Origin of the sequence: Paenibacillus amylolyticus (assembly GCF_001570725.1) — a bacterium.
Lineage (GTDB): Bacteria > Bacillota > Bacilli > Paenibacillales > Paenibacillaceae > Paenibacillus > Paenibacillus amylolyticus_A.
This window is the reverse complement of sequence record NZ_BCNV01000001.1, coordinates 1,882,033-1,895,204: the sequence shown is the minus strand read 5'-3', so window position 1 is coordinate 1,895,204 and position 13,172 is coordinate 1,882,033. Positions and strand designations below refer to the sequence as shown.

At 47.0% G+C, this 13,172-nt stretch carries 13 protein-coding genes; 2 read left to right on the top strand and 11 right to left on the bottom strand.

All coding sequences use genetic code 11. The features are described 5' to 3' along the window. Positions 1–83 precede the first annotated feature (83 nt). The 8 genes from PAHA3_RS08495 to PAHA3_RS08460 all read right to left on the bottom strand — a co-directional run bounded on the left by PAHA3_RS08495 (position 84) and on the right by PAHA3_RS08460 (position 6,000). The gene (locus PAHA3_RS08495; RefSeq protein ID WP_235599394.1) at positions 84–620 is read right to left on the bottom strand and encodes a TlpA family protein disulfide reductase; all 537 of its coding nucleotides are present in this window, start codon (positions 618–620) and stop codon (positions 84–86) included. 23 nt (positions 621–643) lie between these two features. Next, entirely contained in the window at positions 644–1,357 is a 714-nt protein-coding gene (gene ccmA / locus PAHA3_RS08490; protein WP_062834337.1) for a heme ABC exporter ATP-binding protein CcmA, read from the bottom strand. Further along, on the bottom strand, positions 1,350–2,171 hold the full coding sequence (locus PAHA3_RS08485) for an ABC transporter permease (protein ID WP_062834336.1): 822 nt from the start codon (positions 2,169–2,171) through the stop codon (positions 1,350–1,352). The genes ccmA and PAHA3_RS08485 overlap by 8 nt, the downstream gene beginning before the upstream one ends. A gap of 28 nt (positions 2,172–2,199) precedes the next feature. Then, on the bottom strand, positions 2,200–2,781 hold the full coding sequence (locus tag PAHA3_RS08480; protein ID WP_062834335.1) for a nitrous oxide reductase accessory protein NosL: 582 nt from the start codon (positions 2,779–2,781) through the stop codon (positions 2,200–2,202). Further along, a complete protein-coding gene (locus PAHA3_RS08475; protein WP_235599393.1) occupies positions 2,778–4,166 on the bottom strand; it encodes a right-handed parallel beta-helix repeat-containing protein in 1,389 nt (462 codons plus the stop codon). The genes PAHA3_RS08480 and PAHA3_RS08475 overlap by 4 nt, the downstream gene beginning before the upstream one ends. A gap of 319 nt (positions 4,167–4,485) precedes the next feature. After that, complete coding sequence (gene bshB2 / locus PAHA3_RS08470) at positions 4,486–5,160, bottom strand: bacillithiol biosynthesis deacetylase BshB2 (RefSeq protein ID WP_062836025.1); 675 nt, start codon at positions 5,158–5,160, stop codon at positions 4,486–4,488. A 23-nt stretch (positions 5,161–5,183) separates the two neighbouring features. Further along, positions 5,184–5,528, bottom strand: a complete 345-nt coding sequence (locus tag PAHA3_RS08465; RefSeq protein ID WP_062834334.1) for a YojF family protein — start codon at positions 5,526–5,528, stop codon at positions 5,184–5,186. Positions 5,529–5,664: 136 nt separating this feature from the next. After that, entirely contained in the window at positions 5,665–6,000 is a 336-nt protein-coding gene (locus PAHA3_RS08460; RefSeq protein WP_062834333.1) for an antibiotic biosynthesis monooxygenase, read from the bottom strand. Between the two features lie 236 nt (positions 6,001–6,236). Between PAHA3_RS08460 and PAHA3_RS08455 the strand changes: the two genes are divergently transcribed. Both PAHA3_RS08455 and PAHA3_RS30125 read left to right on the top strand, forming a co-directional pair. Next, complete coding sequence (locus PAHA3_RS08455) at positions 6,237–7,058, top strand: DUF817 domain-containing protein (protein ID WP_062834332.1); 822 nt, start codon at positions 6,237–6,239, stop codon at positions 7,056–7,058. 61 nt (positions 7,059–7,119) lie between these two features. After that, complete coding sequence (locus PAHA3_RS30125) at positions 7,120–7,272, top strand: hypothetical protein (protein WP_167350857.1); 153 nt, start codon at positions 7,120–7,122, stop codon at positions 7,270–7,272. 45 nt (positions 7,273–7,317) lie between these two features. On the opposite strand, the gene PAHA3_RS08450 is transcribed toward PAHA3_RS30125, so the two are convergent. The 3 genes from PAHA3_RS08450 to PAHA3_RS08440 form a co-directional block, all read right to left on the bottom strand. After that, positions 7,318–9,861 (bottom strand): glycosyl hydrolase family 95 catalytic domain-containing protein, encoded by a 2,544-nt coding sequence (locus PAHA3_RS08450; protein WP_371327904.1) that lies wholly within the window; start codon positions 9,859–9,861, stop codon positions 7,318–7,320. Next, complete coding sequence (locus tag PAHA3_RS08445; protein ID WP_235599392.1) at positions 9,858–11,003, bottom strand: glycoside hydrolase family 88/105 protein; 1,146 nt, start codon at positions 11,001–11,003, stop codon at positions 9,858–9,860. The genes PAHA3_RS08450 and PAHA3_RS08445 overlap by 4 nt, the downstream gene beginning before the upstream one ends. Positions 11,004–11,070: 67 nt before the next feature. Next, positions 11,071–13,128, bottom strand: coding sequence for a hypothetical protein (locus PAHA3_RS08440; RefSeq protein ID WP_062836023.1), 2,058 nt, complete (start codon positions 13,126–13,128; stop codon positions 11,071–11,073). Positions 13,129–13,172: the final 44 nt, after the last annotated feature.

Below are 13,172 nucleotides of genomic sequence, written 5' to 3'. Positions count from 1 at the left end.
TTCACTTGTAACATGGGCGATCTCAGGCGATCTCAGGCGATCTCAGGCGTTCCTGCCCTTTTCTCACCATCCAACGCTTACGACTAGATACTCTCTTCCAGCCATTGCTGCAACGGTGTATCTTCGGTCAGTTCACCGAGCAATATATGACGGAACTCCCCGTCCTTATCAATAACCATCGTTGCCGGTAAACCTGTAATTCGATACATGCCTGATATATTGCCTGTCACATCAATAATGACCGGAAAATCAAACGCCTGCTTATCCATAAACTCACGAATCGTGCCCTTCGATTCTCCCACGTTAACAAACAGGGTTTCCACGTCGTTCTGATAATCCTGAGCAATCTGGTGAACGAGCGGCATCTCCCTTACACAGGGTGTGCACCATGAAGCCCAAAAGTTAATCATGACGGCTTTACCTCGATAATCGGACAGTCTGACTTGTTCGCCTGCTGAATTAACCGCTGTGAACTCAGGAGCTACTGCACCTGCTTGAATAGTGTTGCCTCGCTGAGACTCGGGTGTCGACATATTTTCAAAAACGGCCCAAACACCTGTGAACAACGCAACCAAGCCAATCAGTATTGTAAGTATATGTCTGTTATTAAATCTCTTCATCTTCTTCTGCAATAAACTCACCTTCACTTTAAGCCAAGACTTTGATGAAATGCTGCATGGAGCGAACCGAATTGATCACGAAAGTCGTGAGTGGAGCCCTCTCCCACATTACGTCCATGGTTCATGAATATCACCTGATCCGCAATATCGTCTGCAATCTCCAACTGATGGGTCGAGAACACGACCATGTGGCCATCCTGCTTGATGCCCTTGAGCAGCTGAGCTAGTTCCTGCATCCAGAATGGGTCCAATCCATTTGTTGGCTCATCCATGATGAGCAGTGGAGGTTTCGACAGTACAGCCTGGGCGAATAACACACGTTGGCGCATACCTTTGGAGAAGGTCGTTACCCGGTTTTTCTTTTGATCCTCCAAGCCTACCATGGTCAATACTTCCTGTACTCTCTCCTTGGGGACTTTCCTCAGAGAAGCCCAGAATAGAAGCATTTCCTCCGCACTCAGCCCTTGATTAAATTGATAATCGTCCGGCATATATCCAATCTGCTCTGAATAACGCTTGCGCTCCTTCAACCATCGCACATTGTTCACCGCAACCTCACCGGAGGTAGGCCGAAGAATTCCTGCGATCATACGCAGCACCGTGCTTTTCCCTGCGCCATTCCCTCCACAGAGGGCAAGCACTTGGCCTGAAGTAATGCGAAAGGAGATATCCTCAACAATTGGTTGCTTTTTAATGGATTTGCACAATCCTCTCACTTCAAGTCCCACTTTATCCATGAGAACGCCCCCTCTCCCAGATCGCGTATACAGCCAGGACAGAGCAGGCAATCCAGAACAGGCATATCCCGATGAAAATCCAACTGCCACTTGGTTGCTGCACCCATTCCACCCATTGATAATATTCCGGTCCCAGAATGGAGCCGCCTCCCAGTTTGATCACGACAAACAATCGCACCAGCTCAGCCGGATTGATGAGCGTTAGTATAATCAACAGCGGTTTGACCCACAGATAAGGCATCAATCCCAGCACAGAGAGCAATAACGTCGGCCATCCAATAACAGCGAAGAACCATACGGTCACGGATATGGTTAACGCCTGCCACCGATTGCGCGACAACGAACCGATAAATAGGGCCAGCGTCAGGAATAACAACACCAGTCCACAGGAAAATGCCAGAAAGAGAAGATAGGTCATGACATCCAGTGGATTCCCGATCAACCCGCTAATGCCCCCCATCAGGCCGTATCCAAACGCAACAATAGTGATCAAAACAATCGACAGCCCCAGATACTTCCCAACAATAAAGGACATTGTGCCAATGGGATACGTGGACAGCAGTTGCCAGCTACCGTCTTCCTTTTCGGATGTTAATGAGAAGGAACCGAGGAACAGCGTCATTAATGGCAAAAGGTACAGAATAAGATTCAACATCGAACCTGTTGTGCCCGAATATCCTTGAACCAGATTCTGCGAATTCAGAAGTAACAAGCTTAGGCTAAATGTGCAAAAAAGGATCAGAAACGAATACGCCCAGGGATTGCGAAATCCCATCTTCACTTCTCGTCTTGCAATCTGTATCATATCTGCCATCATTGATCACCATTTTCTATTGTCATACCTAGTGACCCGACTCTTCTTCCATCTCACCTTCCTGGTGTGTTCCCTCACTTGCCCCTTCTTCACCATGTCCGTGTGCATCATGTCCATGTTCACCCATCATGTCCATGTTCTCTGTATTCTGTTTCCAGTCATGAGAAGCAAGATCCTCAGCAGTCATAATGGTTCCTACACCTTGCTCTGCAATGAAAGCTTCGGCCGATGGCTTGTCCTTAAAGTTAAGAATTCCATAGGCCATAGGCGTGCGTAATGAAGCATCGTATACATACGTGGCTTTGCTGTATTCAATCCATTCCTTGTCATTGTAATCACGTACATAGTCCATGCCGATGTTATCTGTGCCATTTTCCGTTTTCCACTGGTTCATGCAACCGATGTCATCAAACTTGTAATTTTGGCCGTCTTTCGTAGTGAGCTGCGTTGCATACGCATCGTCCTTCACCTGCATTTTACAGATCGCACAGATATCCACGTCTTCATTGATCGGCAATGCGGCGTATTTTGTTCCACAAGCGGTTAACAATACCATACCAAACATAAGTACCATGACCAATGTCCATCTTCTGTTCAAACTTTTGTTCATTTTCGTAATACCCCCATATAGATGATTATAAAAGTTGCTACGCCCAGCAGAATTAAACCAAGCATCCACACCACATTGGATCTTGCTGGCCTTTCCACTGACATGTTCAGGTCAGATCCCGTATCCATGCTCATTCGAGGCGATTTGTCGGTTGTCCATTGTTCTCTGCCCTCTGTAAACAAGTCACTCAGAAAGACCATGCCCGGCGATTGAAAAAAGAGCTGATATGCTGAATTTCGACTGACCAGTTGCTCATAAAAAGGATTGATGGCATAGGATATTTCACTGATCCCATCCCGATTCAGATCGAGCCCCTGGAAGGAGTCCCAGTAGTTCTCCATCAGGACATTATTTGGGCTATCCAGCGCCGAAGCTTCAATGACATTAGACACCAATTGGTTACGTGTAAACTCATTAGCTTCTGCCAGAACAAGCTGTATGCCAACAAAATTCCGAAGCACCGCATTGTCATGGATCTCATTGCCCGATGATTCTGCAATATTCATCCCGACACGATTCCCCTCCACCACATTGTTGTGAATTGAGGATTGATGCACGTCATACAATAAAATGCCTTGGGAATGAACATTCGTACTCTGTTTGCGAAAAGAATTGCCCGATATGACCGTATTCTTGACGCCCATAATCATGGCACCTGTCATGTTCTCCTCTCCGGTATTGTCCATGACAGAAGAGCCGTCAATGTACATACAGTGGATGCCATACCTTGTATGTAACAGCCTGTTATTTTGCACAGTAGACTTGCGACTGTTCTCCAGATAGATTCCATCCCTCATGCCGGTGATCTCATTGGCTTCAATGTAGCTATCATGGGAGTTGTACAGATCAATGCCATTGCCCTTCTGGCCACTGGAAGCAGAATCAGACCCGGCCCACGTAATGTTGTTCCGCTGAATCGTTGCCTGACTCGAATTCCGGATGATCATCCCATAACCCTGGGTCTGAATATGCAGATCCGTGATCTCACTTTTTGCACCTTCAACCTGAATCGCTGCCGTCAGTTCATTCGCATTATGCTCAATTGTAAACCCGCTCAACTTCACCCCATCCGACTGAATGGTTATCGCAGAGGTGGTTTTCTCATTCACGACTATGACCGTAGGATCACCCTGAATGGTGATGTTCTTATCAATCGTTACAGGGCCCGAATATCGGCCTGATGCAAGATGAATGATATCTCCAGGTGCAGAACGGTCAATTATAGGCTGAAGGGGAATGAGATCACGCTCGCCGGAGCCGGCCATTGCCTTACCATGCGGGAAAAATAATATGAAAATCATCATGCCAATTAGAAAAACCAATCCTCGACCCGTACTCTTCTCACAGCTCTTGAATGTGCCTAACTTCACCCAAGGATTACGCATGTAACTTCCTGCGCAATTCTAGCTTCTTGTTGCAGATGCTCATTGCTGTGGCATTGTGTTCAACAGGTCTTTCGTTTACCCCAAGTATACGTTGGTTGTACACACCATCCCTCCTTTCCACTCCGAATCAACCCTCCATGTTCCTCATCCAATTGAAGCAATGCCATAAATGAAGCGTTATCACAATCCTGATCATAGTGTACTTAAAACGATATTTTTTCCATATAGCTCAATCAGGCTATAGACCCTACATTTTTGTGTCGATATTGTGATGTCAAACGAAAAAAGCCGCCATATAGGCGACTTCTACGTAGTTATATTATTCAAATGGATAGGTCCAAAATGTTTCTTTACCAAAACGTTTCTTGATTTCTTCATCATTCAGCTCACGATTTCCGACAAGCTCCGCTGCCTGGAATTGTGAACGATGGGCACGAATGGACGCCATCTTTCTGTCCAAAAATTCGGTTACGTCAACGAATACATCCGCCTTACCAATGTACTGTTCCTGATTATTAGCGAACGCAACGCAGTGAACAATCGGACGCTCATCCACAGGAAGTTTACCAATTGTACGTATAACAGCGGCTCCCGTTGCATCATGATCGGGATGAACACTGTACCCTGGATAGAACGTAATGACCAGCGTGGGGTTTAACTCTTTCAGTAGTGACATGATGGTATCTTCCAGTAACTGAGGGTCTTCGAACTCCAGCATTTTATCGTGGAAGCCCAGCATCCGGAGGTCCTGAATACCAATCGCTTCAGAAGCTTCGATGAGTTCCTGTTTACGGATGGCAGGCAACGTCACTCGGTTGGCAAATGGAGGAATCCCCATGTTGCGCCCCATCTCGCCCAGTGTCAGACAAGCATAGGTTACATGAGCACCGCCATCTATGTACTTCGCTAACGTTCCTGATACAGAGAAAGCTTCATCATCCGGATGTGGGTACACCACCAAGATGCGCTCATGTTCGTTGTGTGTAGTATTCATGGTTATTCCATCCTCCGTCTTCATCAGAACATCTCCCGACTCAGTTGTAACGCCACAACCAGCTTGCCTTGACTGTCGTGACCAGCTAGAATGAGTCTTTCTTCTTCCTGCTCATCAATGTGTGTAAGGCCTTCGGCGTAGAGCCAACCTTGAGTTGTTTTCAGACCAACCCGGTAAGGACCTGTACCTGAGATGGAGCCCTGCGTATATCGTATGGCCGCATTGGTAATGAATGCAGATGCTGGATGTCTTGTGCTATCCATGTGGTGTGCGTAAGCACCTGACGTGAGTTCGAGATGTACGTATAAGTCCTGATCAGCAAGTTGATTGATCCGGAGCTGAATGTCTTGAGGTTTAATCGGTTGCATAGCGGCCTCCTTGTCTAATGTAATTGTACGAATTTCATTTTAACATAACCACGAGAGAATATACATGGAGTGACCCTTTCACACTCTCATAGAGCCATCTCATAGAATCGGCCAAATTCCAACAATCGCTGCCTGATTATGCCCCTTGTTCGGAACCGTTACCTGTCTTCACGGTCTGTACCTCATACATATTTACGGTCGTGCTTATTAGATAGTCCGGTTTCTCTTGTGTTCTCTTCTCACGGTGGCCTTTGATATGAACATCACTTTTCTCCCAATTCTTCCATGCTTCTTCCGATTCCCAGCGAATGATGATCATCACTTCTTCGTTCTCTGTACTTTTCTTGTTGACCATGACACTGAAATCAATCAGACCGGGCATGTCCACAACAGGAGTTGGACCACTGAAACGTTCCACGATCTTATCGCTATTTCCTTTTTTGACAATGATACTTCGAGTTTGTATTAACATATTCATTCCTCCTGGTAGAGTCACATGCCTAGCGTTATGAGAGACATAGTGAGCTTTTTATTCTTTTATTCTAATCTAATTGAAAATCATTATCAATGAAAGGGAATCGTTATAATTTGAAAACAAGAACAGATTTGCGTGTTTTTTTCTCTTTTTATTCACCAATGAACTCTATATTATGGAGTGTAGGCAAAAAGACGCCCATGATGAACACCTTTAAATCATATAAATGAATTATGCTCAAACGTGTTTGGAAAGGAGCGAAACTTGAATTGAAACCTCTAATACAACTACTTCATTTCGGCTATCATCAGGCCATGAGTTGCATATTTCCTGTAGCGATCTTTGGAACATTGGCTCTCTCCAGCGTAATCCCGATTCCTTTCCTGCATCGCTATGATGCCATTCTTCTTGTATTGCTTGGTGTGCAGTATCTGATGTATCGAAGTGGTTTGGAAAGCCGGGATGAAATCAAGGTCATCTGTGTATTTCACATTATTGGTCTGGTGCTGGAAATCTATAAAGTATGGATGGGATCATGGTCATACCCTGAGCAAGCTTATACCAAAATCCTTGGGGTCCCTCTGTATAGTGGATTTATGTATGCAAGTGTAGCCAGTTTTATGTGTCAGGTGTGGCGAAGACTGCGCATGGACATGACCGGCTGGCCTGGTTTATTACCTTCCGTTCTGCTCGGAGCAGCCATCTATATCAACTTTTTCACCCATCATTTTATTCCCGATTTTCGCTGGTGGTTGACGGCGCTTGTTTTTATTGTCTTCTATAAAACGTGGATTATCTACCGGGTAAGGTCAACGACCTATCGAATGCCATTATCGCTTGCATTTATCATTGTTGGTTTCTTCATCTGGACTGCAGAGAACATCGCTACATTCTTCAATGCCTGGAAATATCCTGATCAGCATGATGCCTGGCAACTGGTTAGCTTCAGTAAGATCAGTTCGTGGTTCCTGCTGGTGATCATCAGCGTCATCATCGTTGCACAGCTTAAATATGTGAAGGCCAATCGGAACGCAGATGATCCAAAACCCATCTAACCACCATTACATCCCTAACCATAAGAACAGCAGCACGCTTAGACTGGAATATAAGTCTTCGATGGTATCGTACGTAGTAAGTGAGGCGACCTGGTCATTGTATGGCATCCAATCCGGAGATACCGTTCAACTGATCGTTATTCATCAACCGCATTACGTCCCTATCCGGGAGATTAGCCGAAATGGTGAAGCAGATACGATCGGCAGTTATTAGATTGATTAGATCCCTATGTAAAAAATGCCGCTCTTTGGCGGCATTTTATTCATCATTTTTTCCAAACTTTGTTCGCCCCAGAATGAGTTTCCCTCCAGCTTCAATCTCAAGCTCATAGATGCCATTCTCATCAAGTTCACATAGGCAGGCATTTATACTGAGCATCTCGCATGCTTTTACCCATTCAGGAATATGAAGCTTCGTTATGATCCGGCGACAGGCGCTGATTTCTGCCCGGAACAAACCGGAACTCTGATCCCATGTGCAGGACAGACTACCTCCAGGAATACGCCAGCCGTGTATGGAACCTCGTACCCAGCGTTCTGGCAAAGCCGGCAGCAGCTTGATCCATTGTTCTGATACATAGAGAAGCATTTCCTGTACTGCATTAACCCAGCCCATATTGGCATCCAACTGAATCGGGGCAGCAGGCATGGACATACATATCCCCATATTGCGCCAGTCATTATGCAAGGTATACCCATTACTCAGCACACAGGAGCGTGCAAGAAGATCGAGACTTTCCAGCGCTCGCTCACCATTGCCAAGTCGAGCATATATGGACGACATATGTGCAAGAGACCAGCCACTCTGAGCACCAAGCCTTCGCTGATCAACTGCTGTCTCGAATGCTTGGAACAGTTCTGGCTGTTCTTCACGGGTGACCTCCTGTCCTGGAAAAACAGGATACAGGTGTGAAAGATGACGATGATCACGTCGATCTTCAAACGCAGGATGCAGCCATTCTTTCACAGCTCCCTCCGGTTCAAGAAGATAATCGGGCATATGCTCCAGCATGGCTTCCCAGCAAGGAATCTTAGACGTATGCACTCCAGTTAGTCGACTGGCTGCAATGACATGCTGTAGCAGTTCTTTAATAATCGCAATGTCCATAGTCGCATTAATGGCTGTAGGCATAGGGTGGGCCAATGGCTGTCCATGCTTAGGCATAAAATTCTCAGGTGTATTCTCTGGCGAAACAGACGGGTATATCTTAAATTTGCCGTCTTCACCCAGCACCAGAAAATCTTCATAGAACTGAAGGGCCTCCTTCATAAAGGGCAGGGCTTCCTTCAGCAGAAATTGCTTATCCCCAGTGAACTGATAATGAGCATAATAATGCCTGGCGATCCATCCTGCTGCTCCCGTCCAATTCATGATTACCGGAACAATCTGGTTAGGCACACCGATACCCGGTGTTGTTCCAGCTGGAATGTAAATCCCACGGCATCCATATAGCTTGCGAGCATTGTCCCGAAAGTCATCCATTAATCCGTTGTAATAGCGGAACAACGAACGATTCAGATTGGATAAACCACCTACCGCAGTGTGCCAATACATCATTTGCACATTTTCATTCGCCATATTGTGGCCCCAGATCAAGCGATAATCTCCACCCCACAAGCCGTATAATCCAAATGGCAATCCGCTATGTTCAGAAGTTCCGCTGATGAAGAGATATCGACCATAAGCCCACATCTTGCGAATTAACCCTGTAGGTGCTTCACCTTCATAGGCTTCCAGAAGCAAGTCTTCATTGCAGCGCCTGTCATCATTCTCATCATCCAGATCAAGTTCAGCGGACCTAAATAACGGTTGATGCATTGAGATATGACGATCCAGCAACATATTGTAGTCGCTCTCAAGCAATGCGAGTTCCTGCTTCAACCGTGTCCATTCCTCCGCTCGTCTACCCGTAGCAAACATTTTGACAAGCACAAGCACTTTTCCAGAGGTATGGAAATGAAGTTGCCTGCTGTGCGTGGCTTCGTTAGGCTCGCTTTCCTTTTGCTTATCATGAATCACATCAGGTATTTCGTTCAATTGGATCAGTCGTAGCACCGCACCATAGTCATGTCCATCGTCATTTTTGCCGCCATAGCAAAGGTAGTCTCCATGATCATCCCGGTCGATTCTCATCGTTATAGACGACTTTAGAACGTTGAACTCATCGTCTTCTCTCACCCGGTCACCTTCCGGGAATTGCAGGCCTATAGTTCCCGACAGCAATGAATGCCCAGCTGAACCTGTTCCTTGTGCACTTACTCCATCTTTCACTCTATGGGCTTGAATCTCATAGACAACACAATCGTCTGCACGCGAGACAAACAGATTTCTTGCATAGCTCTGACTCCCCTCCAGCCAGCGCACCTGAACTTCTCCTGTGTCCATATCCAGTTCCCGCCGATATTTGCGAAAAGCGTTATTACACGGCATGCCCACCGTCATTGTTGCCAGCGGATAGCGGGAAGACAACCTTGACGCGTAACCTTCTTCTTGCAGCTTACGAGTCAGATGCCAGCTTGCCTCCAGATATCGTTCCTCATCCATTAACTTGCGGGTCTCTGATAAGGTATAACTGACATCGGGCAGCTCAGCCTTGTGTCCCCAGTGCCATAATTCACTGTGCTGCAAAAGTACGGTTTCCGCCTGAATTCCCCCTTGTACTGAAGCACCAAGTTTACCGTTTCCGGAAGGAAGTGCTTCTCGCCACATCCCGTGCCACCAAGATGAGGGATATTTCAGCAAAAGTTTATTCTTGTCCCGCCGTGTGCCTGAGGTGTCTGGATGGTCTATGTGATGCTTCACCCTTCTTTGGCTCCAAGTCTCTCTATCTCAATACTGGCTAACAAGAATGGAGCTACGCCCATCTGTACATCACTAACGACCGGTTCACTGATGTAATATTCATAAGAACCGTCCCGATACTTCTTGCCACCAAGTCCGGCACCATGACAGATGTGGTGCAGATGCACCCCATTTTCATCTTCAGTGACCAACCGCTTCAATATGCCTGCATAGGCATGATCAACGACTTCACGGTTCAGCTCAGCCAGATAATGTAATCTGAGGCCTTTTGCAAGTGCATAGGTCAGCATACAGGAAGCAGAGGCTTCTAGATAGTTTCCCGCTCTTCCGTTCTGATCCATCACTTGGTACCAGAGTCCGCTATCCTGATCCTGAGCGTGAGCAATCGCATAGGCCATTCGTTCAAATATACCCATGATCTGTCCGCGCTGTGGGTGATCCACCGGAAAATGCTCCAGTGCATCCACCACCGCCATTGCATACCATCCCATGGCCCGGCCCCAAACATGAAAGGATCGACCAGTATTTTGATCACACCAGCGTTGTTCCTTGCTCTCATCCCAGGCATGATGCAATAAACCAGTTCGTGGATTACGTGTCTTTCGCTCAATCAACAGAATCTGCCGTGCCACTTCATCGAAGCTCTCACTGTGATCGAAAGTACTGGCGTATTCCGCCAGAAAGGGTGAAGACATGTAAATGCCATCCAGCCACATCTGAAAGGGGTATATTTTCTTATGCCAGAATCCACCTTCACTTGTCCGAGGCTGTCCTTTAAGCTGGTCAACGAGGTGCAGGATCGCTTTAACATACTTTTCATTGCCGGAATTCTTCCACTGAATGAACAGATTTTTCCCTTCATTGATCATATCCAGGTTGTAATCATTCAACTGGTAGGTGCGAATGGTGCCGTCATTCTCGATGAGGTCATCCATGTGACGATGAACAAGTTCCGCATAACGGGATTCTTGATTCCATTCGGCAGCGCGTTCAAGTGCCATCAACGTCATCCCGCCTACATAACCCCATTTGTTTGCAATCTTGGGGTGATTGCCATTCTGGCATTCGGAAAGCAAGGTATCTGCTATTTTGACAGACATTCTGCGTTCCTGTGTAACTGCCCTTGTCGAAGTTCCAACCATATCGAAATCCTCCTTCTGATGGACTAAGCCATCTGTACCGTTATTTCGAGGGTTAACTTTCTGACGTTTACATCAAAGGATGAAGACCTTCCCACTTCACAGTCCAGCTTCCATCCCGCGGAAATCCCGGATTTTCTTTTTCTCCCGTCCCTGTCCAGCCTGCAGCCATCATGGCAACAGCAGTCAGCAAGCCACCGTTCCCGGGCAGATATGCCCACAGCCCGGCTCTCTGATAGTTGTGCCCATTAGGCAAATACGTGTTCTTCGTCGCATCCATTAACAAGAAATCCATTGCAAGCTCTGGTTCATTCAGTCTGGCCGCTGTCATCGCACACATCGGAAAATCCCATCCCCAGGCGGACTCCCAGTCCCAGCACTCTTTGACCTTGAGCAACGTATTTCTCATGATCTCCGGATCAATCAACGAACCTGGCAATAGTCCAAGTGCTCCAACCATCGAGGGATGATCGTGGTTCTTAGCAGTAAAAGTGTCCGGACAATTCTCGTGTGCAAGGTACACACCGTCCTCATGTCGAGGTTTAGCCATGCGCGAAGCCACGCTTGCCCAGTCTGGATTGGCTGGATGATTCAAGCGCTCTGCCCACAGGATGGCTATCTCCAAGCCAAATTTCCAGTACTCCAATTCATAAGGCGGATTCAAACTATCGTTCATGGCGTGATTCTCCTGGGCAGGAATAAGCGGCGGACCTAACACATACGCTTGTCTTTTCTCATCCCAATGGGCATAGGACACCATAAAGTCTGCCGCTTCAAATACGATATCCTTATACCGTGTTAACATGGCAGGATCAGTCCGCGACAGATAACACATCTCAGCAAGTGCCATGGGATGGGGTTGCTGCCAGATTAATCCCGGAGCTACCGGCGACGGAGTCTGATGCCCGTTATAACCCACCATTTTGGGCCATCGCGCACCTACATAACCTTGAGAGCGTGCCAGTTCGCGAGCTTCAGGCAGGATGGTCCGGTACCAGTCCATACTTTTGCACAACAGATCGGTCCGATTCCAGAGTGGAAAATGCGCTGCATGCCACCAATGCATCTCCAGATGCATTTTGCCGAACCAGCTGTTATACATATATCCAGTCTCTTGCGGTGGCATGGAACCACCACTGTGCACCGCACTCAGGAACTGGGATAGGACCACTCTACGCTCCAGTTCAGCGGCACGCGGATCTGAGCTGCCTTCAAAATCAATCACTCCGCCATCGTTCCAGAACTGATTCCAGTGGACCGAGCTTGATTGCAACACTGTATCTGCTGGCAAGGTTTCCGGCTTATGTGCAGCAAAAGATACACTGCACGACCAGATGTCCGAGTCTGGTACGGCCTTGGGAGATAGTGTGAATTCGTGAGTTCCCGTCTGTTCCAGTTGGCCTTCGTCCCAGATCCATTCCAATGCATACTCATCTTCATCCAGCACACGCTTTAATGATGCGGAAGTTGAAGTGACCGATGTAAGCACAGTAGAATGTCTGTCAGGTTGCTTCCAGTCGGGAAATACTGATTTCGACCAGCTCCGGTGTGTCATATCAGGGGATGGAAATACAAGAAACAGTTGCAGACGCTGTTTACGGATTAATCCGGATTGTACACGAATGGCGATACAATCGAGCTGTGGGTCACAAGCTGTCTCTACACGTACTTCTTCCCCCTCTACTGTAAATTCACTGTGCAGAATTCCGGTCCAAAGATTCAATTCCTGACGTACCGGGACGACATGGGTGACGTCCGTGTCCTGACCATCTTCTCCTAACAAACGAAATGAAATGCGTCCAAGCTGAAGTCGATGCGGGTTCTGCCTAAGCCAGTGATAGGCTTCTTCCTTGTCTTCGGGTTTCATGGGATACGGCACTTTGCGGCCATGTGTCTCAAATGATTGATAGACGATATCCTCATCTCCAAATACATGATGACCGCCTGTATAATGCCACCCCCAGTTGGATTGTGTACCGAGAGGTATTTCATACAGATCTGGATACGTCTGAAGTCCCGTAAAATCAGCACTGAACGCAAATTCTCCATTACCTACTGATAAAGGTGATCTGGGCTCAAGCTGTGTGAATACCGGATGATTCCTGGTGACGACTGAATGTCGATCTATCAATGGTTCTGCCTCCTTATCATTATCTTGGATTCAAGTATGGA

Coding starts and splice junctions, on each gene's coding strand:
- ccmA (WP_062834337.1), bottom strand. CDS start 1,357: ATGGATAAAGTGGGACTTGAAGTGAGAGGATTGTGCAAATCCATTAAA.
- PAHA3_RS08465 (WP_062834334.1), bottom strand. CDS start 5,528: ATGCAACCGATTAAACCTCAAGACATTCAGCTCCGGATCAATCAACTT.
- PAHA3_RS08480 (WP_062834335.1), bottom strand. CDS start 2,781: ATGAACAAAAGTTTGAACAGAAGATGGACATTGGTCATGGTACTTATG.
- PAHA3_RS08455 (WP_062834332.1), top strand. CDS start 6,237: ATGCTCAAACGTGTTTGGAAAGGAGCGAAACTTGAATTGAAACCTCTA.
- PAHA3_RS08475 (WP_235599393.1), bottom strand. CDS start 4,166: ATGCGTAATCCTTGGGTGAAGTTAGGCACATTCAAGAGCTGTGAGAAG.
- bshB2 (WP_062836025.1), bottom strand. CDS start 5,160: ATGAATACTACACACAACGAACATGAGCGCATCTTGGTGGTGTACCCA.
- PAHA3_RS08485 (WP_062834336.1), bottom strand. CDS start 2,171: ATGGCAGATATGATACAGATTGCAAGACGAGAAGTGAAGATGGGATTT.
- PAHA3_RS08495 (WP_235599394.1), bottom strand. CDS start 620: ATGAAGAGATTTAATAACAGACATATACTTACAATACTGATTGGCTTG.
- PAHA3_RS08460 (WP_062834333.1), bottom strand. CDS start 6,000: ATGTTAATACAAACTCGAAGTATCATTGTCAAAAAAGGAAATAGCGAT.
- PAHA3_RS08445 (WP_235599392.1), bottom strand. CDS start 11,003: ATGGTTGGAACTTCGACAAGGGCAGTTACACAGGAACGCAGAATGTCT.
- PAHA3_RS30125 (WP_167350857.1), top strand. CDS start 7,120: ATGGTATCGTACGTAGTAAGTGAGGCGACCTGGTCATTGTATGGCATC.